Origin of the sequence: Pseudomonas endophytica, from assembly GCF_001411475.1 — a bacterium.
In the GTDB taxonomy this organism is placed as follows: domain Bacteria; phylum Pseudomonadota; class Gammaproteobacteria; order Pseudomonadales; family Pseudomonadaceae; genus Aquipseudomonas; species Aquipseudomonas endophytica.
Genome location: NZ_LLWH01000195.1, coordinates 1 through 26906 on the forward strand (window position 1 = coordinate 1; position 26906 = coordinate 26906).

Below are 26906 nucleotides of genomic sequence, written 5' to 3' on the forward strand. Positions count from 1 at the left end.
CGTCTGCCCTGACGGCGAGCGCGGTGGTTTTGGCACGCTCTGCGGCTGAATCGCTAAACAGGCTGTCAGACCATTCGCTTTCCTCAGCGTCATGGGTTTCGCGGCGAGCGCTCAAAGCATTGTTAGCGGGTTTTTGCGGCTGGCCAAAGCTTTTGCTGGGTTGGATCTCCCGCTCTTCAAGTTTGGCCAGCTCTTCGTCTAGATCCAGATGCTCGAGGTCCAGCTCCACAGCGTCCCAGCGTGCGGGGCTTACAACCTGGGGCGGGGCAGGAGGCTCATTCACCACAGGTTCCGTAATCGGGATCGGCTCCAGAACCACCACGGGCTCTGCAGCAAGCGCAACCATCGTGATAGGCAGTTGTTCTTTCTCAGTGCTTTTATTCAACAGTTGCTGTGCGGCATTGAACACTTGCAGGCAGGCGCCGCAGCGCACGACTCCACGCGCCATGCCCAATTGAGAATGGCTGACACGGAAACTGGTTTGGCAATGCGGGCACTGGGTTACGAAGCTATCGCTCATGCGGCTATCCGGGTTAAGCAGGCTTGCATTCTAGCGCCGACGGCCACTGATGCGCACCCAGCCATCGCGATTGGCGATAGGGTCCAGATCAAAGTCTTGAGCGTACGCTGCGCCAACCTCTTCGCCTTGTTCAGCAAGGATGCCGGACAGGGCCAAACGGCCACCTGGCTTTACCAGGCTTGAGAGTTGTGGGGCCAAGGAAACCAACGGTCCAGCCAGAATGTTCGCCACTAGCACATCGGCCTGAACCTGCGGCAGGTCTTCAGGCAAATACAGCGGGAACAGCTCGGGTGCGATGTTGTTGCGACCGGCGTTATCGCGTGAAGCTTCCAGCGCTTGGACGTCTATGTCGGTGCCGACCGCTTGTTTGGCGCCCAGCAACAGAGCGGCGATGGCCAAAATGCCGGAGCCGCAACCGAAATCCAGCACGTTGCAGTCTTTGAGCTCCTGCCCGTCGAGCCACTCTAGGCACAGCGCGGTGGTTGGGTGGGTGCCGGTGCCGAACGCAAGGCCTGGGTCCAGCAACAGATTCACTGCGTCAGGTTCAGGCGCGGCGTGCCAGCTAGGGACAATCCACAGGCGCTGACCAAAACGCATCGGCTCGAAGTTGTCCATCCAACTGCGTTCCCAGTCTTGGTCCTCAATGACTTCAGCGTGATGCTCAGGCAAAGGCGAGCCGGTCAGCAGTTCTAGATGGGACAGAACAAGTTCGGCTTCGGTGCCGCCTTCGAACAGTGCCAGCAAATGGGTGTGCGACCACAGCGGCGTGGTGTTGAGCTCGGGTTCGAAAATCGGCTGATCTTCGGCATCCATAAACGTGACCGAAACGGCACCGACTTCGAGGAACGCGTCTTCGTAGGTTTCGGCTTGTTCTGGGCTGATGGCGAGGCGTACTTGCAGCCAAGGCATGGCGGGCACCTTTGAAAAATAGAAGTGTGCAACCGCAAGGGCTGCGAAAGCGCGCCAGTTTACGCGAGCGCGCGCTTGGGTGGTATGCAAAAAAGTGTGCCGCGGTGCTGTAAGAGCCAAGCGGTATTTGTCTTGCTTGGCCTTGGGTAAAACTAAACGTAACCAAATCTGTAGGAAATTTCAAAACGCGTCTCAAATGGTAATTATTAACATTTGAGAATTATTCAGCCAAGGAGTAATCTCGCCTCGCTTTCAATCTGGATAGGGAAATCCGTCGCTAGTTAAAGGAGTTGAGCGTGATGCTTTTGGCCGTCGAACTAACACAACAGCTGCATACAGTCTGGAGCGAGGCGCTTGCAACGCAGGCGTTTAAACGTCGTCGGATCACCCAAGACCACTTGCATCACGCATTACCTGTCGCGACCCAGCGCAGTTTCCAGCGTTTGGTTCAGGCGTTGTTTCGTGAAGCGTTATTGAGCGCGGATAACTGCCAATTTTCACGCCTCTCGCGTTGCAGCTTCGTGCTGGAGGACGGCAAAACCCTCTGTTTTGAACACTTGCATGCGGGCCGCATGAACAGTTGGGAGCTGCGGGGGGGCGTCACGCTTCATTGTCTGGATAAGTCGATTCAAACCTTGGTATTCCCGTCGCAGCTATTGACTCTTCTGGGGCCGCTATTTCAACCCGCCGCTTCAAGTGCTGTCTTGCAGCGGCTGGCTGAGGAGCTTGATAACAGTTTGATGAATGACACCCTCTGCTTAGCTTTCCATCAAGGTTGGACCCTTGATTTGAAAGCGCAGGCCGGTGGTAGCGAAGATTGGAATTATCTGGCGTGGCTGAAAGACGCGTCGGTACATTCAAATCCAACAGTGTTGCTTGAGCAATGGGGCACCCTCGGTCACCCGTGGCATCCCAATTACAAAACCAAGCTGGGCCTGAGTACTTCGCAATTGATCGAATTGTCGCCGGAATTCGAGGCGAGCATTGAGGTTGTGCTTTGTGCAATGCATCGCCAATGCGCTCACGTAGAGGCTTTGCCTGGCACAGGCGATTACTGGAGCTGGTGGCAAGCCCATTTTCCGCAAGCCGCCTCGCAACTGAGTGCTGAGATCAAGCGCAGAGGGCTTGAGTGCGACGATTACCTTCCGCTCCCGGCCCATCCCTGGCAAGTCAGTGATGTATTACTGCGCATCTTTGCCTCGCAAATAGCGGACAAACAGTTGCTGGTGACAGACATCGTCGCCTTTACCGCTCATCCGACCATGTCGTTCCGTACTGTTGTGCCCGAAGGCCGTGACGAGGCACCGATGGTCAAGTTGCCCGTAGCTATACGTTTAACAAGTGTGCAGCGCACCGTATCGCCGCGCTCTGCACGCATGGGGCCGCGTGTAAGCCAATTAGTACTGAACATCCTCGATAAAGAACCGCAGATTCAACGATTACTGAATATCGTGCCCGAGCGAGTGGGCGTGCATTACGCTCCGCTGCCAGCCGATGATGAGTGCTCACGGCATGCAGGTGTGCTGTATCGCGATAGTCTGTCGGGTTGCTTGCACCCCGGTGAACTGGCTGTGCCGGTCGGCAGCCTGTTTGCCCTAGATGAGCATCAGGAGCCCTTGCTGCGTCAATGGGTGCGCTTGGCTCAGGGCCGAGACGACAGTGATGCGATGCACGATTTTTATCGCGATTACCTAGCCATCGCTGTGCCGAGCTTATTGGGCATCTACTTGCTCTATGGGGTGGCCTTTGAGGCTCACCAACAGAACAGTTTTATGGTGATGGCGGCTGACGGGCAGTTGAGCCGCCTGCTGATACGCGATTTTGGAGACATTCGAATTGATCGGCACACCCTGCATTGTCAGGGCTTGGACGTAGAATTGCACGATCCGGGTATGACCTTGTTCGATCGGGCTGACTATGTGCGCGACAAACTGCTGCACACCACATTTATGTGCCATTTGGGTGAACTGACGTTGCTATGCGCCCGCCATTGGCAAATTCCGCAGGCGCTGTTGTGGGACCAACTAGCAGTGCACGTAAGCCACTGTTTTGACACGCTGCGCGAACGTGTTGAACCGCGACGTTGGCAAACTGAGCGTCAAGCGTTGCTGGAACATGATTGGCCTGCGAAGTCATTTATGCGTATGCGATTGCTCGACAGTCATGCCGATATCGTGGGGCGTTTAGCGAATCCTTTGCGCGGCGTTGCTTATGAAGGCTGAGCCGGGAACGTTGTGGCTACTGGTGCTGATCCAGTTTTTCTCCATGGGGGCGATGGAGATGAGTGGCCCGTTTTGGCCCTTGCAGATCCAGCATTTGCTGGGCGCTGAGCAGGCGCACTATGTGACCTTATTGTCGACGCTGGTGTATGTCGGGCCGATGTTGGCCGCGATGCTACTAACCCCGCTATGGGGGCGACTGGGTGACCGTACCGGGCACAAGCCCATGATTGTGCGGGCGCTGCTGGCGTTGGCGGTGTGTCAGGGGGCGGCGGCGATTACCGTCGATCCTTGGTGGCTGGTGTTCATTCGAGTGATGCAGGGCGCCTTGGCTGGTTTTCTGGCGGCGGCCCAAGCCTATGCGCTGGCCAGTTGCGCCCGTTCAAATCGTGGGCGAGCCCTCGCCCATTTGCAGTCGGCCACCGCCGTTGGCTCGTTGGCGGGGCCTGTGCTGGGCGGTTGGCTGATGGATATTTCGGGTTTTGCTGTGCTGTGTTTTGGCGCCACGCTGGTGTGTGTGCTTTGCGCCATGAGTAGCTTGTTTTTACCCGCCGACACCCCGAAGACCCGTGACAACATACCCGCATCGCCTGCCACAGTACCCAAAGGTTGGTTGAGCGCAATATTGCTGGTGATCGTGCTGGTCCAAGCCGCGAAGATGATGCCGCAACCTTTCTACGCGCTGTATGTCGCGGATGTGCTCCAAGCTCCGGGCTGGTTGATCGGCGTCACGTATGCCGCAAGTGCCGCGACCTTGGCCATTTCAGCACCGCTGTGGGGGCGTCTGTTTGACCGCTGGCAGCCGCTTTACACCTTGCGCGTGATTGAAGGCGTTGCCTGGCTATGCGCCCTGACCTTGGCAATGAGTGCGTTGGCCAGCGAATGGGTAGGGTTTCTAGCCAGCCGATTATTATGGGGTATCTGGCAGGGCGCCTTGTTACCCGTGGCTTACGCCTTGATTGCCAACACCGTCCCCGCCAATCAACAGGGTTTTGCCTTGGGTCTGGGCAATAGCGCGGCAAAAGGCGGCGCGCTGCTGGGCGTCGTTATCGGGGGCGTGGGTATGGGATGGGTCGGTCTTGAACACAGTTTTTGGCTGGTAGCGCTGACTTACGCCCTAGCCGCATTAGGCGTGCGCTGGGTGCGTAGAGCCTCAACTGCCTCTCAATCGTTATCGACAGCTCACTACAACAACTAACAGAGATCCGATCATGACTCCGAGCAAGCAACCCTTGTTGCTGGTGGCGCTCAGCTCCTTGAGCCTCAATACATGGGCCGAAGAAGACACGTCGCCCGTTACGCTAAACATGCAACCGACGGTGGTTTCAGCCACCCGCAACGAGGCGACCATTGCGTCGATTCCTGGCTCGGTGCAGGTCATTGATGAGCAACAGATACAGCAGCAGAGCGGAGCGGGGCGGCGGGTGTCCGATATCCTCGGCCAACTGGTGCCGGGTCTTGCGCCTTCATCTGGCGGGATGAGTAACTTCGGGCAAACCCTGCGTGGGCGCAATATCTTAGTGCTGATTGACGGTGTTTCACAAAACGCCACACGGGATAACTTTCGCCAACTTAACAGCATCTTGCCCGCCAGCATCGAGCGTATTGAAGTGATCTCGGGGGCCAGCAGTGTGTATGGCGCCGGCGCGTCGGGCGGCATCATCAACATTATTACCAAGCGTAATCAGGGCCAAGACATCGCCTTTAATAGCCGCATAGGGTTGACCACGGGCAATAACCTGAATGCTCAAGGCTTTGCCTATGAGCTGTTTCAAAGTGCCACCGGGCGTAAGGATGCATTGGATTGGTACGTTTCAGCCGGCGGGGTGCAGCGCAATGATCAATTTGATGGCGACGGTAAGCGCATCCCGCAGGACACCTCGCAGGGCAGCAATATGGACACCGAAACCTATGACCTTTTAGGACGTTTCGGCTACGCGTTAGATACCGACAAAAAACTCAGCCTGTCATTGCAGGATTACAAGGACCAGCAAGACACCTCTTACACCAAAGATCCGGGCAATAAGGAACACGCTGTCGCGATCAAAGGTCTGGTGCTGGATGATCAGCCTTACACCCATAACCAAGCGGCGAACCTCAATTACACCGACGCTGATTTCTACGGCCAAGGCTTGCAGGTAGAAACCTACTGGCGGCGTTCCGATGCGTTGTTCTTCCCTGATCTGGCGCGAGGCAAGGCCGGGATTTCCAACAACAACAGCGTGCAAGATGTTTATGGTTTGCGCTTAGCCGTCGACAGTGCGCTGCCCTCTATCGGCCAGGCGACCGGTAATGTGGTGTGGGGCGCGGATTATGACCATGAGCGCTCCCGCCAACGTGGTGACCAGTACACCGTCAATGATTTGGTCTACAGCAAAACCGGCGAAACGTTTGAGCTGGGGCCAGACATCACCACCACCACTAAAGCCCTGTTCGGGCAAATGTCTTGGGATATCGGCGATTGGACGTTGCGCTCAGGTGTGCGCCGTGAATGGATCGAAAGCAAAGTCGCCGACAGCATCGCCTATGGCGAAATAGTACAAACTGGCAAGCGTTCGGTCTTGCCCGGCGATACGCTCAACTATGGTGCCACGCTCTACAACCTGGGCGCGGTGTACCACGTGAGTGACAATCAGGACGTGTTTGCCAACTTCAGCCAAGGATTTTCACTGCCGGATATCCAGCGCTTTATGCGTGATGTGCAGAGCAATTTCAATATCCAGAGCCTCAATGCCCAAGCCATCAAGGTCAACAGTTATGAGTTGGGTTGGCGGGGTAACTGGGAGACATTGCAAGCTGAGACCACCCTTTATGAAAATACCTCGGATGTGACGCAGTTCTACGATGCCAATGATCGAGTGTTGCGCCTGATAAACCAGAAGGAGCGGGTGCGCGGCATTGAAAACAATGTGACTTGGCGCATGACTGACAGATGGTCGCTGGGCGGCACCTATGCGTGGGCCAAAGGTGAAACCCGACAGAATGGCCGATGGATCGACCTGCCCGCGACGCGGGTATCGCCCGCTAAAACCACCGTTTTTGTAGACTATACCGAAGATACCTACACCCTGCGCCTACAAGCGCTGCGCTTGGCCAGCTACGACGCGGCGGCCAAAGATAACAATGGCCGCGAGATCAACGGCTATACCTTGGTCGACCTGCTAGGTTCGGTCGAATTACCCGTAGGGCGCTTGGAAGGCGGCATTTACAACCTGAGCAATCGGACGTATCAAAATGCCTTCGCCCAGGCCAATGCCCGCGCGCCGTATGCCAACGCCCAAGGCCGAACGTTGAGTGCCAGTTACTCCGTGGATTGGTGAGTAAGCACCAGCACCTTCGAGATCACGGAGTACCCAACATAGCCCCGTAGGAGCTGCCGAAGGCTGCGATCTGTTGATCTTCAAAAGTAAAGATCGCAGCCTGCGGCAGCTCCTACGGGGTTTGTGTACCGCATAAAGCAGCGTGTTTGATATGGATCCGTCCTACATATGTTGAGTGGCATTCTGGTCAATCTCTTCCTGATTACTTTGCGTGAAGTTCACTCATTCTTTGAGTGGACACCACACACAACAAAGCCGCTCGAAAGCGGCTTTGTTGTGCAGAAAACAAACTTACTTGTTAGCCAGTTTGTGTTCCAGATAGTGAATGTTGACGCCGCCTTCGCAGAAGCCTTCGTCATTCACCAAGTCGCGGTGCAGCGGGATGTTGGTTTTGATCCCGTCGACCACGATTTCGTCTAGCGCATTGCGCATGCGGGCCATGGCTTCGTCACGGGTCGCGCCCCAGGTGATCAGCTTGCCGATCAGGGAATCGTAGTTGGACGGAACCTTGTAGCCGCTGTACAGGTGCGAGTCGACGCGAACGCCGTTGCCGCCCGGTGCATGGAAGTGCTTGACCAAACCAGGGCTCGGCATGAACGTCGCCGGGTCTTCAGCGTTGATCCGGCATTCCAGCGAGTGCCCGTGAATGTTCACGTCTGCTTGGCTGAAGGACAGCTTGTTGCCTGCCGCGATGCTCAACATCTCTTTAACGATGTCGATGCCAGTGACCATTTCGGACACCGGGTGCTCTACTTGCACACGAGTGTTCATCTCGATGAAGTAGAAACGACCATTTTCGTACAGGAACTCGAAAGTACCCGCACCACGGTAGTTGATGTCAACACACGCTTGTACGCAGCGCGCCAATACTTCTTGGCGTGCCTTCTCGTCGATACCCGGTGCTGGCGCTTCTTCCAGTACCTTCTGGTGACGACGTTGCAGCGAGCAGTCGCGGTCGCCCAAGTGGATCGCGTTACCTTGGCCGTCGGAAATAACCTGAACTTCCACGTGACGTGGGTTGGTCAGGTATTTTTCCAAGTAGACCATTGGGTTGCTGAACCAAGCGCCTGCTTCTTCGCGGGTCTGCTTGGCTGCTTCAACGAGGTCTTCTTCGCGATGCACAACGCGCATGCCACGACCACCGCCGCCGCCAGCAGCCTTGATGATCACCGGGTAGCCGACTTCACGGCCAATGCGCAGTGCGGTTTCAGGGTCTTCCGGCAGTGGGCCGTCAGAGCCTGGAACAGTCGGTACACCGGCTGCGATCATGGCGTGTTTGGCCGAAACCTTATCGCCCATCAGGCGGATGGTGTCAGCTTTCGGGCCGATAAAGGCAAAGCCGGACTTCTCGACTTGTTCGGCGAAATCGGCGTTTTCAGCCAAGAAGCCGTAGCCAGGGTGAATGGCTGTCGCACCAGTCACTTCGGCCGCTGCGATGATGGCCGGAATGTGCAGGTAAGACAGGTTGGCTGGTGCCGGACCAATGCAGACGGTTTCGTCTGCCAGACCCAGGTGCATCAGTTCCTTGTCAGCAGTGGAGTACACTGCGACGGTCTTGATGTCCAGTTCCTTGCACGCCCGCAGGATGCGCAAGGCGATCTCGCCGCGGTTGGCGATCAGGACTTTTTCCAGCTTCTGAGGCTTCAACATCGTTGGCTCCCCGTGGTTTAAACGATGGTGAACAGCGGTTGGTCGAACTCAACCGGCTGACCGTTTTCGACCAGGATGGATTCAATAACACCGGCTTTTTCAGCGGTGATGTGGTTCATCATTTTCATCGCTTCAACGATGCAAATGGTGTCGCCGACTTTAACGCTCTGGCCCACTTCTACGAAGGCTGGCGAGGTTGGCGCTGGGGTGCGGTAGAAGGTGCCGACCATTGGCGACTTGACCACAAAACCGTTCAGTTTTGGAGCAGCAGGTGCTTCGGTCACGGTCGCAACTGGCGCTACAGCCACTGGAGCAGCGGCAGCAGGCGCTTGCTGGATAGGGGCTTGCGCATAGAACTGTTGAGCTGGAGTTTTGCTGTGGCGGCTGATGCGTACGGACTCTTCGCCTTCTTTAATTTCCAGCTCGTCGATGCCGGACTCTTCCAGCAGTTCGATCAGTTTCTTAACTTTACGGATATCCATGAATCGTCAACTCCCAATGGGTTGGTCAGGGGCGTTTAGCTTGTCGTTCAAGCTGTTCCAGGGCGGCCTCCAAGGCCAGTCGATAACCGCTGGCGCCAAGGCCGCAGATCACACCTACCGCAACGTCGGAGAAGTAGGAGTGATGGCGGAAAGGTTCGCGCTTGTGCACGTTAGACAAATGCACTTCGATGAATGGGATGCTCACCGCCAGCAGCGCGTCACGTAATGCCACGCTGGTGTGGGTAAAAGCAGCCGGATTGATCAGAATAAAATCCACACCTTCATCGCGAGCGGCATGAATTCGGTCGATCAATTCATACTCGGCATTGCTTTGCAGGTAGAGCAAATGGTGACCGGCCTCGCGAGCCCGTTGCTCCAGATCCTGATTGATCTGCGCTAAGGTGGTCGCGCCGTAAACGCCCGGTTCACGGGTGCCTAGCAGGTTCAGGTTGGGGCCGTGCAGAACTAGAAAAGTCGCCATCTGCTGTTCCTTATCATGTGTGCGCAGTTGTCAGTGCCGGGCGACTATGCCGAAAACCTGAATCAGTGTCCAGTTGTGTACAAAAGCCAGCACGATGTCCGATGTTCGCGAAAAGTTTGTGACCAAGGCTCTAGATCTGGTCATTCGCGTTGACGACACGTTCGACGAAGTCCGCTGCGCTGACCTCAGAAATGACCCGTTGGTCACTTTCTTCTTCGTGATCTTTGCAAAAGAGGTCGCCCGTACAGGCAATGTTATTCACTCTCAAGGAGCGAGCCTATCTCGCGATCTTTTGATCTTTAACAGATCGCGAACACGCTCGCTCCTACAGTTGTGGGTGTGCTGTTACAGAGGGAATGCGTCGGGTTTAAAGGGTTTAGCGGGTAAGTCTTTAAGGATGAACTTCAAATGAACGTCATTGCGTTTATAGACCCATGACAGACGTCGATCAGTGCCCTTTTCGCAGGTCATGTCTATTAAGCCAACTAGGATGATCTGAATACTGATGCCTTCATCAATCGGTGTTTCGCATCTCACTTGTTCATATTTCAAGGGGCCAATAGGTTGATAAGTAAAGTCGGCGACACTCTTAAATGCATGTTTCTTTAGATCGTCGAGGGGTTTATCCGAAGGCTCTTGCAGTGAAACAAAGCGCAGCACAGCGCTCAAATTCTCAGTGTTAGACAGCTCGTAGGTGGCCGTCGCAAGCGGCGTAATCAGGCATGGCTTCACGTTGTTATTGTCGGGTACACAAGGATAACCACCTGTGTAATCAATAATGACGGCGATAAAGCGCGACTGGTTTTCAACTTGCAGTGTGGCGGCATGGCCCATGGGTAAATAAAGAGCAAACAGTATAAAAATAGTTTGTCTCATGGGGCGCTGCCTGTTCATGCCGTAAGGGCGCAGACGTCGTATTAATCGGCTGCGGATGATATGAATTTAATATCACTCGCGGCAGAAATTGATACTGTCAGAACTAACAGGTCTTTACGCCGTTCATCTGTTGCTATACCCGAAACGCTTGTACCGCCGTATTAAGCTCTGCGCCCAGTTGCAGCAATTGCTGACTTTGACTCCGAGCAACACCGATGCGTTGCAAGTTGTGGTCGCCTAACAAATGAATGCGTTCACTGTGATCGCGAATCTCACTCACAGCAGCACTTTGTTGAGCCGTAGCGTGCGCGATGCGCAAGGCCGTATCGGCGATGGTGGTAATAGCGCCGACAATTTCATCCAGCGCGCCATCTGCATCCTGAGCTTGCTGGGCGGTCGCTTGGGCATGTGCCACCTGCGCGCGCATTCCGTCTACCGATTGGCGCGCAGCCAGTTGCAGCCCGGCAATCAGGTTCTGGATTTCGCTGGTTGCGCCGGTGGTGCGTTGCGCCAAAGAGCGAACCTCTTCGGCTACGACCGCAAAGCCGCGGCCCATTTCACCGGCCCGGGCGGCTTCAATCGCGGCGTTCAGTGCCAGCAAGTTGGTTTGATCGGCGATGGCGCGAATTACCGTTAGCACGCCACCAATGGTGGCGGACTCTTCGGCCAAGCGCTCGACGGTCTGGGCGTTGCTTTGGACTTCCCCAACCAGCGCATGCAGCCCGGTCAGGCTGTGACCAATCACGCGTTGGCCTTGTGCCACTGCTGTGCCGGCACTGCGGCTGGCGTCGGCGGCTTGGCTAGCGTCACCTGCAACCTGAGAAATGGTCGCTTCCAGTTCGGCCAGTGCATCACGAATTTGCCCCGTGTCACCGGCCTGACGCTCGGCGCCGCCGTGCAGGTCAGTACTCAGTTGGGCCAAGGTTTGGCTGCTGCCTGCCACTTGCTCTGCGTTGAGTCGAATCGTGCCCACCAAGTTCACCAGATAAGCGCGCAGGCGATTGAGCGACGCCTCGATGTCATGCAGTTCACGGTTAGTTTTGCCCAGTTGAACGTCGCGACTAAAGTCACCTTCTGCCCAGGTCGAGAGTGTCGGCGCCAAGTAGGTCAGCACCCGCGCCAGCTTGCGTTGTAGGCTGTCGATCAACAGCGCGATCAGCAGGATCAAGCCAATCATCAGCCCTTGAATCAAGCGCACTTCATCTTGGATTTTGCCGTGTTGGACGCGGACCACCGGCTCCAGTTCGGCAATCGCGTGTTGCACCGCATCGAGTTTGAGGTGCGTGGTGCTGCTCAGTTGTGCGCGCTGTTCAATTTGCGTTTGGGTCCGTTTAAGTTCCGCCGGATATCGGCTCAGGAGGTTGTTGAGCTCACGCTTGAGGGTGACTCCGGCGTCTTCGGTCTGGGTGGTCTGACTCGCCTCTAGCCCCATCATTGCGGCGAAATCATCATTGCCTGAGGTGCTTTTGCTACTGACGCCGAGCAGAGGCAGGGCGTCGATGAGGTGCGCTTGGTTCTGGATGCTGCTCAGTGCGCGTTCAACATCGCCCGCTAATTCACTGCGTCCGCTGCTGACCAGTTTGTCGCGGTTCAGCGACAGTTTGGTCAAGTGCAAAGAAGCACTGAGCAGGGGCGGTAAATACCCAGAAGCTTGGTGGGGCGCGGCTTCGCTGGCGTATTGACCGAGTTGTTCGAGGTTGGCCGCCAGCTCACGCTCGGCTTGCAGCAGCAAGGCTTGCGGGTCACCCGCTAATTTGCCAGCCGCCAGCAGCTCGTTGTGGCTCAAGAGGGTGAGGTTTTCAAGGCTTGGGCGTACGGCGTCTGCCAATGCCGGTGGTAAGGGGGCGAGTTGCTGTTTGAGTGTTTCCAGGGCGCTGTTGGCTTCGCTCAAACGCACGGCATCACCGCTGGCCAAGTAGTCCTCAATGTTGCGTGCGACGTGGTTTTGAAAGTGTTGCGAGAGGCTTAAGTAGCGCTCCATCAACAGATATGGACGCTCCAGCGCCTGTTGCGACCAGACTAAAGTAACGCCTAGCGCAAGGCACACAGCGACCAGCAACAGTGTGTTGAGGTTGGTTAGCAGCTTCAGACGCATGGGGATTCTGCCTACTACGCAGTGAGAAGCGGCTGAAGTTATTGCATTTGGATTACAGCGATATGACGAGTGGGATTGGTCTTAGTGAAATAGTGGCATTTAGCCTTGCTGGTTAAAGCGCTGCACTTGATTGCGACCATTTTTCTTGGCGAGGTACAGCGCTTCATCGGCTTGGGAGGCCATTTTCAGGCTGTCGGAATCACCGTGCAGTTGCACTACGCCTACGCTGAATGAACACCACAGATCGGTGGGGTGTGCGGGGTAATGAATTTCGCAAAAGCGCTCGCGAATTTGATCAAGCACGCTATAGGCCGATTCTTGATCTGTATCGGGCATCACAATCGCAAACTCTTCACCGCCATAGCGGCCAATAAAATCGGTTTTGCGCAGACGTTGTTTGAGGTACAGCGCCAAACTTTTGATCACGCGATCGCCCATGGGGTGCCCGTAGCTGTCGTTGACCCGCTTGAAATGATCCAAGTCGAGCATTGCAAAGCTTAGCGGACGGTTTTCGCGCCGAGCATGGAAGGAGCAGTCTTCGAGCAGTTGCAGAATGTGGGTGTGGTTGTACAGGCCGGTCAGGCTGTCGCGGATCATCCGCGCTTTTAAATGACGGGCGCGGACGGCGCGGTTACGCACGGTGGTAATCAAGTGATGAGGCTTAATGGGCTTGGTCAGAAAGTCATCGCCGCCTTCGCTCATGGCATCGAGTTGTTTGTCCATGTCGTCTTCAGCCGACAAATAAATGATCGGCACGCTGACGTAGCGATCATTGTGACGAATGACTTTGGCCAGTTCGGTGCCGGTACAGGTCGGCATATACATGTCGAGAATGATCAGGTCGGGCTGAAAATCTGCCAGCTCAGCCATGGTTTGAATCGGATCGGTTAAGGTTCGAGTAATGATGCCGGCGGTATTGAGTAGCCGCTCGGTGTGCAACGCCTGTGCCCGAGAGTCGTCGATGATGAGCACCTTATACGGCTCGTAGTGAGCAACGCAGGTCAGTACCTCGAGCTTCTCCAACAGGCTGGAGACTTCGAGGGTACCCGTCAGAAACGCTTGGCCACCGGCCCGCACGGCTGCCAGTCGAGTCGGGGTGTCGGTTTCATGCTGACTGAAAAACAGCAGCGGCAGTTTCTGCTCAAGGCCCGCTTGGGCTTGGGCGGCCAACGCCAAGCCTTGGCCGGGACCGGCGAAGTCCACCTCAATCACGATCGCCGCCGGATGGCGGTCGGCCATGGCCATGCGAAAGCGGGTCGGGCTGTCAAACACCACGGCGCTGAGTTCGAAGAACTCCAGTTGCGTGGACAGGCGTTTAGCCCGTTCTAAGTCTTGCACAAGGATATAAATTGGTTTGCGCAGCGGCGGCAACGCAACCTGCGCCAGTGGGTCGCCATGACGCAGGCTGGTGCGCGACAGGCGCTGCATCAGCCGGTTGAGATCGCTGATTAACGGGCTATTCAGGCGACCACGGTTGTCGGCGACTTGTTGCAGCACCGCATGGGTGGCCTGCGCCAGTTCAGTGTGTTCCGGCTGATCGAAGCGTTGAGCAAAGCGCAGCAAACGCAAATTGGCCTCGCTAAATTCAGCGAGCCTTGAAGGCGACCACTCTTGAGTTTGCAGGCGCTGCCAAATGTCTAGTATTTGGCGGGCTTGATGTGTAACGCGCTGCGCGAAGTGATTCTTCAGGCGTTCGTGACTGGTGTCTTCTTGCGCGGTCATATCTTGGCTACTGGATAAAGAGCGTTCTGAAGTCGAATAATGGCTCTATGCTATCACTTTAAGTGGGTTTGATCCTGTCTCAGCTTGAAATTAAGTCGCGCTCACCGATATTACGGATTAGCTGCCCTCGCGTAGGCGTGGCCTCGCGGGTGTTCTATAGTGCCTAGCCTTTAACACCCTGGATTAAAGCGAGCTAGCATGGTCGTTATTAAAATCGTGCATGAAGGCACGATGAGATAGGGTTGTGGTCGAATTGTTGAATCAAGCATCTCAAAGGACATAGCCATGCTGGACTGGAAAAAACGAGAGGGCGATAACGCTCGCGAGTCGGTCAGGGATAATCAAGCAAAGCCGCGTGGCTATTTCAAAAGTAGTCTGCTGACCCGCTCCATTGCGATCTTAGTCGGCGTTTACGCCGTCGTGTGCCTAGGGTTGGGCTGGTATTGGAGCCAAGAGCCTGATCTGTTCCCGGTACAACAAAATGCACAGTTGGCAGCTGAAAAAAGCGGCCAGCAAATGGTGCCCGGTTTCACCACGGTAGAAACCTTGAAAACCGTCGCTGGCACCGTGCTCAACAAGCCGGGCGGTTATCTGTCTAACGATCGCTTCCCACCGGGTGTCTTGCTCGACAACATTCCAAGCTGGGAATACGGCGTGTTGGTGCAGGTGCGTGACCTGACCCGTGCCTTGCGTAAAGACTTCGCCCGCTCGCAATCGCAGTCTGCCGAAGACGCAGATTTGGCCAAGGCTGAGCCGCGCTTCAACTTCGATAACAAAAGCTGGATGCTGCCATCCAGTGAGTCTGAATACCAAGAAGGGATCAACTCCCTGAGCCGTTATCAGGCGCGTTTGTCCGATCCCAATCAGAAAAACGCTCTGTTCTACTCGCGTGCCGACAACCTGAACAACTGGCTGGGTGATGTGGGGACACGCTTGGGCTCGCTGTCGCAGCGCCTGTCGGCCAGCGTGGGCCGGGTCAAACTCAACTCCACCCTGAAAACCGAAAGCCTGCAACCGGGCCAAGTGCCTGTGGTGGACGAAGAAATCGTTGAAACACCGTGGATGCAAATCGACAACGTGTTCTATGAAGCGCGTGGTCAGGCGTGGGCGTTGTCCCACTTGCTGCGGGCTATCGAAGTCGATTTCGCCGATGTGTTAGCCAAAAAGAACGCCACGGTCAGCGTGCGTCAGATCATTCGTGAACTGGAAGCTGCACAGGAGCCTGTGTGGAGCCCGATGATTCTCAATGGCAGCGGTTATGGCATGTTGGCTAACCATTCGCTGGTGATGGCGAATTACATTTCCCGTGCGAATGCTGCCGTTATGGACCTTCGCCAGTTGCTGTCGCAAGGTTAACAGTTGGCTTATTCAGCATCGGAGGCCGCCCACCGCGCGGCCTCAGACCTCGAGCAGGTGGTCTGGGTAGATCGCGATGATCGCGTGCTGGGCGCCTTGGCGCGCCATGAGCTGCGTCAACGTGGGCTGATCGGGCGCGGCACGTTTATCCTTCTATTTAACTCGGCCGGTGAGCTGTGCGTGCATCAGCGCACGCTCAGCAAAGCGCTGTATCCGGGGTTTTGGGACGTTGCGGCGGGCGGAATGGTCGGCGTAGACGAAACCTACGCCGAGTCGGCAGCCCGTGAATTGGCCGAGGAGTTGGGCGTGAGCGGGATTGAGCTGACAGCGCACGAGCGTTTTTACTTTGAGGGCCCACACAACCGGCTGTGGTGTGGTGTCTTTTCTGGCATTTGGGACGGCCCTTTACAGGTGCAACCCGAGGAAGTACAGAGTGCGTTGTTTATGCCGGTGGATGAGGCATTGCGCCGCAGTGAGTACGAAGACTTCTGCCCTGACTCACTGGCTGCCCTGAAACGATATTTGGCCTGATTCCACAGCGCCTACCGGTTATGTCTCGCTGGTTTAAAAATTGCGCCAATTGACTCTTGGGCCTCAGCGATTTTGTCGTTACACTGCGCGACCTTTTCAGGCTCAGGCGCATTTGCCGCTTGAGTTGCGCTGCCCCTGCCAGAGTGGGGCTTCGCGGTCGGTAAAGCATGGCGCAACGGCGCCCTGCATCGGCCAATTTTTTGTCCTCCATATGAGGATTGCCGGTGGCCAAAAAAGCCGCATCCTTCGCCGCCCTTGGTGGCTTGGTATTTTCCACCGACGCAGGTCGTCACTGCCCAGACTGTCGTCAGCCAGTGGACGCCTGTACCTGCAAACAAACCCAGATCCCTGCCGGTGATGGCATTGCTCGCGTGCGCCGCGAAAGCAAAGGCCGTGGCGGCAAGACGGTGACCACCATCACCGGCGTGCCGTTAGCCGAAGACGCACTCAAAGAGCTGGCCACCACGTTGAAAAAACGCTGTGGCACGGGCGGAGCGTTAAAGGACGGCATCATCGAGATCCAGGGCGATCACGTTGAGTTGTTGTTGGCCGAACTGCTCAAACACGGTTTCAAAGCCAAGAAGTCCGGCGGCTAGCAGCCTCTGTCAAAACCACCCTAGGGTTGTCTTGCGGCTCCAAAAGGGCTCGCTCAAGACCGCTCGCCATGGTTTTCACAGAGCCTGTTATTGCGGGTTTCTAAACTCGGCGCCGTTGTCAGGGTCTACCCTGTGCAGACTAAACGTCATTTTCATTCTTTAGACTGCGCCAACCTGCAAACAGGTTTGGCTATTTGACTTATATATAGGGGACTTCGATGTCCGTACGACGCACACGCAAAGACGATGGCAGCCAATGGACAGTTGCGGACAGCCGCAGCGTTTATGGGATTCGCCATTGGGGGGCCGGGTATTTCGCGATCAATGAAGCCGGTCGCGTAGAAGTCCGTCCGAACGGTCCGAACAGCTCGCCCATCGACTTGTACGAGCAAGTGGACGAACTGCGCCAAAGTGGCTTGTCCTTGCCATTGCTGGTGCGTTTTCCAGATATTTTGCAAGACCGGGTGCGCCAACTGACCGGTGCTTTCGACGCCAATATCGAGCGTCTTGAGTATCAGAGCCAGTACACCGCGTTGTACCCGATCAAGGTTAACCAGCAAGAAGCGGTGATCGAAAACATCATCGCCACCCAGAACGTCTCGATTGGCCTTGAAGCCGGTTCCAAGCCAGAGCTGCTGGCCGTGCTGGCGCTGGCCCCGAAAGGCGGCACCATCGTGTGCAACGGTTACAAAGACCGCGAGTTCATTCGCTTGGCCTTGATGGGCCAAAAACTCGGCCACAACGTCTTCATCGTGATCGAGAAAGAGTCCGAAGTAGACCTGGTGATCGAAGAGGCGGCCTCGCTCAAAGTCAAACCCCAGGTTGGCTTGCGTGTGCGTCTGTCGTCGTTGGCGTCCAGTAAATGGGCAGACACCGGTGGCGAAAAATCCAAATTCGGCTTGTCCGCCGCGCAACTGCTGTCGGTGGTTGAACGCTTCCGTGACGCGGGTTTGGATCAGGGTATTCGCCTGCTGCACTTCCACATGGGTTCGCAGATCGCCAACTTGGCCGACTACCAGCATGGCTTTAAAGAGGCGATTCGCTACTACGGAGAACTGCGTAACCTCGGCCTGCCGGTTGACCACATCGACGTCGGTGGCGGTCTCGGTGTTGACTACGATGGCACTCACTCGCGTAACGCCAGCTCGATCAACTACGACATGGACGACTACGCCGGTGTTGTGGTCGGCATGCTCAAAGAATTCTGCGACGCACAAGGTTTGCCGCACCCACATATTTTCTCGGAAAGCGGCCGTTCCCTGACTGCGCACCACGCCATGTTGGTGGTGCAAGTGACCGACGTTGAGAAGCACAACGACGAAGTACCGGTCATCGAAAACAAAGAAAGCCTGCCCGAAACCGTGCAGTGGTTGGTGGACTTGTTAGGCCCGACCGATATTGAAATGGTCACTGAAACCTACTGGCGTGCCACGCACTACATGAGTGACGTGGCAACTCAGTACGCTGACGGCAAAATTACCTTGGCCCAAAAAGCCTTGGCCGAGCAATGCTACTTTGCAGTGTGCCGTCGCCTGCACAACTCGTTGAAAGCGCGTCAGCGTTCGCACCGTCAAGTGCTGGACGAACTCAACGACAAGCTGGCCGATAAATACATCTGCAACTTCTCGGTGTTCCAGAGCCTGCCGGACACTTGGGCGATCGGCCAAGTATTGCCGATTCTGCCGCTGCATCGCCTTGACGAAGAGCCGCTGCGCCGCGCCGTGCTGCAAGACCTGACCTGCGACTCCGACGGCAAGATCAAGCAATACGTCGACGAGCAAAGCATCGAAACCAGCCTGCCGGTTCACAGCCTCAATGAAGGCGAAGACTACCTGCTGGGTATCTTCTTGGTGGGCGCTTACCAAGAAATTCTGGGCGATATGCACAACCTGTTCGGTGATACCGACTCGGTGAATATCTACCAGAAGGCAGATGGCAGCGTGTACCACGCCGGTATCGAGACTCACGACACCATCGAAGACATGCTGCGCTACGTGCACTTGTCGCCTGAGGAGTTGATGACTCACTACCGCGATAAAGTCGCCAGCGCCAAGATCAGCGTCAAGGAACGCACTCAGTTCCTAGACGCACTGCGCCTGGGCCTGACACGTTCGTCTTACTTGTCCTCATAAGCCGTGAGTAACCTGTAGACGCTGCCGTAGGCTGCGATCTTTTGATCTTGAAAAGATCGCAGCCTGCGGCAGCTCCACAGGGTTATGGGGCAAACCACTGTATGCGCAACGCATACAGCCCCAAGATCAAACTGCGCAGCACCATAAACAGTAAGAAACTTATCCACAGCCCGTGGTTGCCATAGCCATGCAGGGCCCACGCCACCGGAAAGGCAATCACCACGCTGACCAGCATCGCATTGCGCATTTCAAGGGCGCGGGTGGCGCCGATGAATAAGCCGTCGAGTAAGTAACTCCACACCGCAATCAGCGGCAACACGGCCAAGTACGGCAAGTACTGGAAGGCGGTTTCGCGCACGCTTGGGATGTCAGTTTGCATCTGCACAAACAGATGCCCGCCAAACACAAACAGCAGTGCAAACAGGGCACTGGCTAACAATGACCAGCCGCACGCTACCACCATAGACCGGCGCAGCGCCGTCCGATCTCGCGCCCCTATGGCATGCCCGCACAAGGCTTCGACCGCATGCGCTAAACCGTCCAGCGCGTGAGCGGTCAGCAGTAAACCATTGAGCAGCAGCGCATTGGCCGCCACGGTGGCGTCGCCCAATCGAGCGCCTTGCACCGTGATGGCAAAAAACACCGATTGCAGCAGCAAACTGCGGATAAAAATATCGCGGTTAACCCCCAGCAACGGCTTCCAGTTCTGCCAGACACGTAAAGCGGCCCACGCCATTTTGCCCGGATACGCCCGTAGCGCGCCGCGAGTCAGCCACAGGCCGAGCAGGGCGCCGCACCATTCGGCAATCACCGAGGCTCGCGCCGAACCGACCACACCCCAATCCAGCCCGAGCACAAACCACAGATTGAGCGCGATATTCATCAGGTTAGTGGTGAGCAAAATCGCCAGCGGCGCTCGAGCGTTTTGAGCGCCTAGAAACCAGCCTACTAAGGCATAACTGGCCAGCGAGGCGGGTAAGCCAAACAGGCGGTTATAGAAAAACGCCAAGGTCATGTCATGCAGTTCAGCTGAAGGCTGCATCACACTCAGCGCCACGCCGCTGAAAGGCATCGCAATCGCCGCTAAAAATAGCGAGAGCCCCAGCCCCAGCAGCAGCCCTTGCAGCAGGATTTGACGCAAGGCGGTGCCGTCATTGCGCCCGGCGGCTTGGGCGGCAAAGCCGGTAGTGCCCATGCGCAGAAAGCCCATCATCCAGGCCAGATAGATATACAAGCTGGAGCCGACCGCCACGGCGCCCAATTGGTGGGCGTGCGGCAAATGGCCGATCACCGTACTGTCGACCAGCGCCACCAGCGGCACGGAAATATTCGACAAAATCATCGGCGCAGCCAGCGCCCATACCCGGCGATGGGTAGCGCGGTCGCGCCAGTCGGCTAACAGAAAAGACATGCGGGCTCCTTTGGGGGGCAGCATTGTAGAACACAAAGTCAGCCGCGTAGGCGCTGGTATTTGACCTGCGCAGCCTACGGCAGCTCCTAAAGGCCGGGAGAACCAATTGCCTAATCCTCGGTCAATCTGACCAGTGCGTCTGCCCTTCTGGCAGCGCTGTTATATAGTCGCCCCTTCACTGCCACGACAACGAGTACATCATGTTTAGCAAAGGACTGTTTCTGGCGTGCGCGCTGGCGCTGTTGAGCGCATGCGATTCATCCTCTTCCGCCAAGCCACAGGCGCCGAAGCCAGCCGCCTCTACGCCCGCCACCCAACCAGCACAAGACCCTAAAGTCTTGGCCGAGCGCTATGCCGGGCGCGAGCTGAATGTGGTCGATGTCTCTGAGGTGCAGTTGGACGGTGCCAGCACGCTGTCTGTGAGCTTTTCAGTGCCGCTGGACCCCGAGCAGAACTTTGCCGAAAAACTACACGTGGTGGATGCCAAGACTGGCAAGGTCGATGGCGCGTGGGAGCTGTCGGATAACCTGATGGAACTGCACCTGCGTCATCTAGAGCCACAGCGCAAATTGATCCTCACCGTCGACCCTGGCCTGCGTGCGGTCAACGGTGCAACGTTGCCCGCCGAGTACATCAGCCGCCTAGAAACCCGCGACTTGCAACCCACCGTCGGCTTTGCCAGCCGTGGCAACTTGCTGCCGACCCGGTTGGCCGAAGGGCTGCCGGTCATCGCGCTGAATGTCGACAAAGTTGACGTTGAATTCTTCCGCGTCAAAACCCAATCCTTGCCTGCCTTTCTGAGCCAGTGGGGGCGAAACAGCAGCCTGCAAAGTTACGAAGCCAAAGACCTGCTGAATATGGCAGACCTGGTGTACGGCGGGCGCTTTGACTTGAACCCGGTGCGTAACACCCGCGAAACCCTGATTCTGCCTACCGCGGGCATCAAACCGCTGCAAGAGCCAGGCGTGTATCTGGCGGTGATGAAAGCATCGGGCAGTTACAACTATTCGACTCCGGCCACCTTATTTACCCTCAGTGATATTGGCCTTTCCGTACACCGTTATCAGAAACGTCTGGATGTGTTCACCCAAGCTTTGGAGGGCGGCAGTGCGCTGGCCGATGTCGACCTCGAGTTGCTCGACGGCAAAGGCAAGATGTTGGCCCACGGTAAAACCGATAACGCTGGCCACGCAGAGCTGGCCTTGCCGCCCAAGGCCCAAGTGCTGCTGGCGCGTCAAGGCGAGCAGACCAGCCTGCTGAGGCTAAACACCGCTGCGCTGGACTTGGCCGAGTTCGACATTGGTGGCCCACAAGCGCATCCGTTGCAATTTTTTGTGTTTGGCCCGCGTGATCTGTATCGCCCTGGCGAAACCGTGCTGCTGAATGCCTTATTGCGAGATCGTGACGGTCGGTCAGTCACACCGCAGCCGGTGAGTGTTGAAGTGCGCCGCCCGGATGAGCAAGTCAGCCGCAAGTTTGTCTGGGAGCCGGACACTAGTGGTTTTTATCAGTATTCGTTGCCCCTAGCAGGCGAGGCGCCCACAGGGCGCTGGCAGTTAGTGTTCGATCTGGGGGATGGCAAGCCCCAGTTGTATGAATTTTCGGTTGAAGACTTTTTGCCGGAGCGCATGGCACTTGAGCTCAAAGGCAGTGACCAACCGCTACGGCCCGAGCAAACCGCCGAAATTCAGGTCAACGGTCGTTACCTGTATGGCGCTCCGGCTGCTGGCAATCGCTTGAGCGGTCAAGTGTATGTGCGTCCATTGCGTGAGGCCGTCAGCGCATTACCTGGCTATCAATTTGGCTCCGTGACCGAGCCAGAATTGACCCAAGACCTTGAGCTGGACGAAAGCGTACTGAACGCTGATGGCAAGCAAACCCTCAGTATTGAAAGCCAATGGAGCGAGGCCAAATCACCGCTGCAATTGATCGTGCAAGCCAGCTTGCAGGAGTCCGGCGGGCGGCCGATTACCCGACGTTTAGTGCAGCCGGTTTGGCCTGCTGAGCGTTTGCCGGGCATTCGTGGCTTGTTTAACGGCACCGAGACCGATGGCGATGGGCCGGTCGAGGTTGAACTGTTGGTGGCCGACAATCAGGGCCACAAGCTAGCCGCTGAAAACCTCAAGGTGCGGTTAGTGCGAGAGCGTCGTGACTACTATTGGAACTACTCGGATAACGATGGCTGGAGTTACCACTACAACGAGAAGTTTCTGAACCTTAATGAAGAAACGGTCAGTGTCAAAGCCGGCGAAACCGCTAAGGTCAGCTTCCCGGTGGAGTGGGGGCCGTACCGTGTTGAAGTTGAAGACCCGACTACCGGGTTGATCAGCAGCGTGCGTTTCTGGGCCGGTTATCGCGCTCAAGACAACGCCGAAGGCGGCGCCGTGCGGCCGGATCAGGTCAAGCTGGCGCTGGACAAAGCGGCGTATCTGGAGGGCGACACCGCCAAGGTCACCGTCACTCCGCCCGCGGCGGGCAAAGGCTACTTGCTGGTTGAAGGCAGCGATGGCCCGCTGTGGTGGGAAGAAATCGACGTCCCGGCACAAGGTAAAACCTTCGATATCAAACTCGACCCCAAATGGGCGCGACACGATCTGTATGTCAGCGCGCTGGTGATCCGCCCCGGTGAGCGTAAAACCAACATCACCCCAAAACGTGCGGTCGGCGTGTTGCACTTGCCGCTGGATCGTAGCCAGCGCAAGTTGGCTTTAACCCTCGACGCGCCACAAACAATGCGCCCCAAGCAGCCGTTGACGGTGAAGCTTCACGCTAAAAACGCCGATGGCAGCATTCCTAAACAGGCCCATGTACTGCTCGCGGCGGTGGATGTCGGGGTGCTGAACATTACCGATTACCCTACACCTGACCCGTACGCGAGCCTGTTTGGGCGCAAGGCTTATGGGGCCGACCAACTGGATATTTACGGGCAACTGATTGAAGCCGGACAAGGCCGTTTGGCCAGCTTGGCATTTGGCGGTGACGCGGCCTTGGCCAAGGGGGGTAAGCGCCCAGCGACCAGCGTGAACATCGTCGCGCTGCAAAGCGCACCAGTGACCCTCAATGCGCAGGGTGAAGGTGAAGTCAGCGTCAATATTCCAGACTTTAACGGCGAGCTGCGCTTGATGGCTCAAGCTTGGACCGATGACCGTTACGGCATGGCCGAGGCCAAAACCGTGGTCGCCGCACCGTTGGTGGCCGAATTGGCCGCGCCGCGCTTTTTAGCGGGCGGCGACGAGACTCGGCTGGCGTTGGACCTGTCCAACCTCACCGACAAACCGCAAACCCTTGACGTCAAACTGAACGCTGACGGTCAGCTCACTCTGCTCGGCGATGCCACGCACAGCGTCACGCTTAGCCCCGGCCAGCGCAGCACCTTGCAGGTTCCGGTTAAGGCGTTGGGTGGTTTTGGCACGGGTGTGGTCAAGGTGACGGTCAATGGCTTGAACTTGCCGGGCGAAACCCTTGCGCCGTTCAGTCGCGAATGGACCTTGGGCGTGCGTCCGGCGTATCCGGCGATGCTCAGGCAGTACCGTGCCGTACTCAAAGACCAACCATGGAGCTTGCCTGACGGCGAGTTGCAGGCGTTTGAACCGGCGGGCCGCGAAGCCTTGCTGAGCCTGTCGAGCCGCCCGCCGCTGAACTTGGGCGAGCAGATTCGTGCGCTCAAGGCCTACCCTTATGGATGCTCCGAGCAAACCACCAGCGGCCTGTATCCGGCGCTGTACGCCGATGCGGCGTTGCTTAAGCGCTTGGGGCTTGAAGGGGAACCAGACGCCGATCGCACACGCAAAATTGAACTGGGGATCGAGCGTCTACTGGGCATGCAGCGCTACAACGGTAGCTTTGGCCTGTGGGGCGCTGACGGCCAGGAAGAGTATTGGCTGACAGCCTATATCACCGACTTCTTACTGCGCGCCCGGGACCAAGGCTACGCCGTACCCGCTGACGCGCTTAAAAAAGCTAATGAGCGGCTGCTGCGTTATGTGCAAGAGCGCAACCTGATCGAAGCCGATTACAGTGACAACCTGGAACACACCCGTTTTGCCGTACAGGCGTATGCGGCCTTGGTTCTGGCCCGCAGCCAGCAAGCGCCGCTGGGTGCTTTGCGCAGCCTCTTTGAGCGCCGCAGCGATGCGCGCTCAGGCTTGCCGCTGGTGCAGCTGTCCATTGCGTTGCAAAAGATGGGTGACCAACCCCGCGCAGATCAGGCGTTAGTGGCCGGGTTAGCCGCCACACGTCAGAACGATCAGTGGTTAGGCGATTACGGCAGCCCGTTGCGCGATCAAGCACTGATTTTGGCGTTGTTGGAAGAGAACAACCTGATGAGTGGCCAGCGAGAGCAGCGTCTGTTTGAGTTGTCAGATCTGATGGCTGCCAGCCAATGGTTATCAACTCAAGAACGAAATGCGTTGTTTCTGGCTGGGCGTGATGTGTTGAGCCAGCCTGAAAGCAATTGGTCGGCGCAGCTCAGCAGTGGCGATCAAACCCGCGAACTCAACAACACCCAGTCGGGCCTCAAGCTTGACGGGGCGTTGCTGACGCAGCCCCTGACATTGCGTAACCAAGGCAGCGAGGCGGTGTATCAACAACTGACGGTTTCGGGTTATCCACAGCAGGCTCCGGCGGCGGGCGGCGAGAACATGACCATTCGCCGCGACTACGTGGGCATGAATGGTGAGCCGTTGAACATCAAGGCGCTGAAAAGTGGCGACCTGGTGTTGGTGCACGTGGCCGTGACGGCTAAGCAGCAGGTGCCGGATGCCTTGGTGGTCGATTTATTGCCTGCGGGGCTGGAGTTGGAAAACCAGAACCTTGGGCAAAGTGCCGCCAGCCTTGAAAACGCGAGTACCGAGGTCAAGCAATGGCGCGACGCGATGCAAAACGCCAACGTGCTGCATCAGGAGTACCGTGATGACCGTTACGTGGCGGCGCTGAAACTGGAGGGCTATGGCACCACGCACTTGCTGTACCTAGCGCGTGCAGTCACGCCGGGCACCTACCGCGTACCGCCGCCGCAAGTGGAGTCGATGTACCGACCTAACTGGCAGGCCGTCGGCGAAACGCCGGGAGAAATGGTGATAAAGGGCCGGTAAAGAGATCACGTATAGGAGCTGGCGAAGCCTGCGATCTTTTGATCTTAAACATCAAAAGATCGCAGCCTGCGGCAGCTCCTACAGGTCACAAACGGTTTAGTTAATGATCCAGCTCAAAACCCACAACCCGAGCAGCAGCCAAATCACGCCGCCGATGATCGAGGCGCGCATGAAGGCGCGTACGGCGTTGTAGAGAAACAGCAGGCCAATTACCAGCACCGCAATGCTGACGATTGAGGTGTCCATACCCAATGCGCGGGCCATGCCGTCAATGAAGTTGCTGCCCGCCTGAGTAATCACATTAAACAAGCCGCTTAGGCTGTCTACGATCCAGCGAACGACAGTGCCTAACCACAGGCCCAGATTTCCAATAAAGCTTTCGACGTGCATGGGTATATCCCGATAAATAAGGTGATTGCTGTGCCAAAGATACCCCTTGGGCAGCCAGACAGGATGCAAAGTTGCGTGACGAGTGAGTGTTAGTGCGTTCAAAAATTAAAAAAATCGTCCTGTGGCCCCTGTGTGGCTTGTTGCTGGCCGTCGCATTGCTATGGCTGGCAGACCGCATCTGGCCCCTGCCTTTGCCCAAGGATGACTTGGCCCGTGTGGTGCTGGCCGAGGATGGCACGCCCTTGTGGCGCTTTGCCGATGCCAATGGCGTGTGGCGTTACCCCGTGCGCAACGAGGATGTATCGCCGTATTACCTTGAGGCGTTGTTGACCTACGAGGACCGTTGGTTTTATCAGCACCCTGGGGTCAATCCGATGGCGCTGGGCCGTGCGGCTTGGCAAAACTTCACCGGCGGGCGGGTGCTGTCGGGCGGTAGCACGCTGTCAATGCAGGTCGCTCGCTTGCTAGACCCGCATGCGCGCACAGTGCCCGGAAAGTTACGCCAGTTGTGGCGCACGGCACAGTTGGAATGGCACCTGTCGAAAGCACAGATCTTGAATCTGTACCTCAATCGCGCACCGTTTGGCGGCACGTTACAAGGCGTGGCCGCGGCCAGTTGGGCGTATCTGGGCAAGTCGCCCCAGCAACTCACACGCTCTGAAGCCGCGCTGTTGGCGGTGTTGCCGCAAGCGCCAAGTCGGCTGCGGCCTGACCGTCATCCCGGGCGTGCACAAGTGGCGCGCGACAAAGTGCTGCGGCGTTTGGCCGCGTATCAAGTTTGGCCGCAAATGGCGGTCGATGAGGCGCTGCAAGAGCCGCTGTTGCTCGCACCGCGACTGGAGCCTAGCCTGGCGCCGTTATTGGCGCGGCGTTTGAACCGCCCGCACAGCCCACCGCTGATTCGCACCACCTTGGACGCCAGCCTGCAACGTCGTCTTGAAGACTTGCTGCTGGGCTGGCGTGCACGACTGCCCGAGCACACCTCGGCGGCGATCATCGTGGTCGAAACGCAAACAATGGCAGTGCGCGCCTATCTGGGGTCGGTGGACATTAACGACGCGCGACGCTTTGGCCATGTCGACATGATCACCGCGCTGCGTTCGCCGGGGTCGACCCTCAAACC

19 protein-coding genes are annotated in these 26906 nt (G+C 57.0%); 9 read left to right on the forward strand and 10 right to left on the reverse strand.

The annotated features are described in order from the left end of the window. A partial coding sequence (locus AQS70_RS17465) for an MJ0042-type zinc finger domain-containing protein (RefSeq protein WP_187331825.1) occupies positions 1 to 520 on the reverse strand: 520 nt, incomplete at its 3' end. A 30-nt stretch (positions 521 to 550) separates the two neighbouring features. Then, positions 551 to 1429, reverse strand: a complete 879-nt coding sequence (prmA, locus tag AQS70_RS17470) for a 50S ribosomal protein L11 methyltransferase (protein WP_055104010.1) — start codon at positions 1427 to 1429, stop codon at positions 551 to 553. A 299-nt stretch (positions 1430 to 1728) separates the two neighbouring features. On the opposite strand from prmA, the gene AQS70_RS17475 reads away from it, so the two are divergent. From AQS70_RS17475 to AQS70_RS17485, 3 genes are read left to right on the forward strand one after another with little or no spacing between them, the layout of a single operon-like run. Then, on the forward strand, positions 1729 to 3651 hold the full coding sequence (locus AQS70_RS17475) for an IucA/IucC family protein (RefSeq protein WP_055104011.1): 1923 nt from the start codon (positions 1729 to 1731) through the stop codon (positions 3649 to 3651). Then, complete coding sequence (locus AQS70_RS17480) at positions 3641 to 4846, forward strand: MFS transporter (protein WP_055104012.1); 1206 nt, start codon at positions 3641 to 3643, stop codon at positions 4844 to 4846. Before AQS70_RS17475 ends, AQS70_RS17480 begins: the two co-directional genes overlap by 11 nt. Before the next feature lie 13 nt (positions 4847 to 4859). Then, a complete protein-coding gene (locus tag AQS70_RS17485) occupies positions 4860 to 6968 on the forward strand; it encodes a TonB-dependent receptor (protein ID WP_055104013.1) in 2109 nt (702 codons plus the stop codon). 291 nt (positions 6969 to 7259) lie between these two features. On the opposite strand, the gene accC is transcribed toward AQS70_RS17485, so the two are convergent. The 6 genes from accC to AQS70_RS17515 form a co-directional block, all read right to left on the reverse strand. Further along, entirely contained in the window at positions 7260 to 8618 is a 1359-nt protein-coding gene (gene accC / locus AQS70_RS17490; RefSeq protein WP_055104014.1) for an acetyl-CoA carboxylase biotin carboxylase subunit, read from the reverse strand. A 17-nt stretch (positions 8619 to 8635) separates the two neighbouring features. Continuing rightward, entirely contained in the window at positions 8636 to 9100 is a 465-nt protein-coding gene (gene accB / locus AQS70_RS17495; protein WP_055104015.1) for an acetyl-CoA carboxylase biotin carboxyl carrier protein, read from the reverse strand. Between the two features lie 25 nt (positions 9101 to 9125). Continuing rightward, on the reverse strand, positions 9126 to 9581 hold the full coding sequence (aroQ, locus tag AQS70_RS17500) for a type II 3-dehydroquinate dehydratase (protein WP_055104016.1): 456 nt from the start codon (positions 9579 to 9581) through the stop codon (positions 9126 to 9128). Between the two features lie 345 nt (positions 9582 to 9926). Continuing rightward, entirely contained in the window at positions 9927 to 10457 is a 531-nt protein-coding gene (locus AQS70_RS17505; protein ID WP_055104017.1) for a hypothetical protein, read from the reverse strand. Between the two features lie 133 nt (positions 10458 to 10590). Beyond that, entirely contained in the window at positions 10591 to 12552 is a 1962-nt protein-coding gene (locus AQS70_RS17510; protein ID WP_055104018.1) for a methyl-accepting chemotaxis protein, read from the reverse strand. Between the two features lie 99 nt (positions 12553 to 12651). Beyond that, positions 12652 to 14274 (reverse strand): GGDEF domain-containing response regulator, encoded by a 1623-nt coding sequence (locus AQS70_RS17515; RefSeq protein ID WP_055104019.1) that lies wholly within the window; start codon positions 14272 to 14274, stop codon positions 12652 to 12654. Positions 14275 to 14559: 285 nt separating this feature from the next. Between AQS70_RS17515 and AQS70_RS17520 the strand changes: the two genes are divergently transcribed. The 4 genes from AQS70_RS17520 to speA all read left to right on the forward strand — a co-directional run bounded on the left by AQS70_RS17520 (position 14560) and on the right by speA (position 18889). Beyond that, positions 14560 to 15630, forward strand: coding sequence for a DUF2333 family protein (locus AQS70_RS17520; RefSeq protein WP_055104020.1), 1071 nt, complete (start codon positions 14560 to 14562; stop codon positions 15628 to 15630). 3 nt (positions 15631 to 15633) lie between these two features. Further along, a complete protein-coding gene (locus AQS70_RS17525; RefSeq protein ID WP_055104021.1) occupies positions 15634 to 16161 on the forward strand; it encodes an NUDIX hydrolase in 528 nt (175 codons plus the stop codon). Between the two features lie 224 nt (positions 16162 to 16385). Then, positions 16386 to 16757, forward strand: a complete 372-nt coding sequence (locus AQS70_RS17530) for a translation initiation factor Sui1 (RefSeq protein ID WP_055104022.1) — start codon at positions 16386 to 16388, stop codon at positions 16755 to 16757. Positions 16758 to 16975: 218 nt separating this feature from the next. Continuing rightward, a complete protein-coding gene (gene speA, locus AQS70_RS17535) occupies positions 16976 to 18889 on the forward strand; it encodes an arginine decarboxylase (protein ID WP_055104023.1) in 1914 nt (637 codons plus the stop codon). Between the two features lie 82 nt (positions 18890 to 18971). Here speA and AQS70_RS17540 read toward each other — a convergent pair whose 3' ends face one another. Next, positions 18972 to 20300 carry an MATE family efflux transporter gene (locus AQS70_RS17540; RefSeq protein ID WP_055104024.1) on the reverse strand — a complete coding sequence of 443 codons (1329 nt, stop codon included), beginning with the start codon at positions 20298 to 20300 and terminating at the stop codon, positions 18972 to 18974. Positions 20301 to 20500: 200 nt separating this feature from the next. Between AQS70_RS17540 and AQS70_RS17545 the strand changes: the two genes are divergently transcribed. Further along, positions 20501 to 25393, forward strand: coding sequence for an alpha-2-macroglobulin family protein (locus AQS70_RS17545; RefSeq protein ID WP_055104025.1), 4893 nt, complete (start codon positions 20501 to 20503; stop codon positions 25391 to 25393). A gap of 96 nt (positions 25394 to 25489) precedes the next feature. Here the strand turns inward: AQS70_RS17545 and AQS70_RS17550 are convergent, their stop codons facing one another. Then, positions 25490 to 25783, reverse strand: coding sequence for a hypothetical protein (locus tag AQS70_RS17550; protein WP_055104026.1), 294 nt, complete (start codon positions 25781 to 25783; stop codon positions 25490 to 25492). A gap of 137 nt (positions 25784 to 25920) precedes the next feature. Between AQS70_RS17550 and AQS70_RS17555 the strand changes: the two genes are divergently transcribed. After that, positions 25921 to 26906, forward strand: a 986-nt coding sequence (locus tag AQS70_RS17555; RefSeq protein ID WP_187331826.1) for a transglycosylase domain-containing protein, incomplete at its 3' end; no start/stop codon positions are given.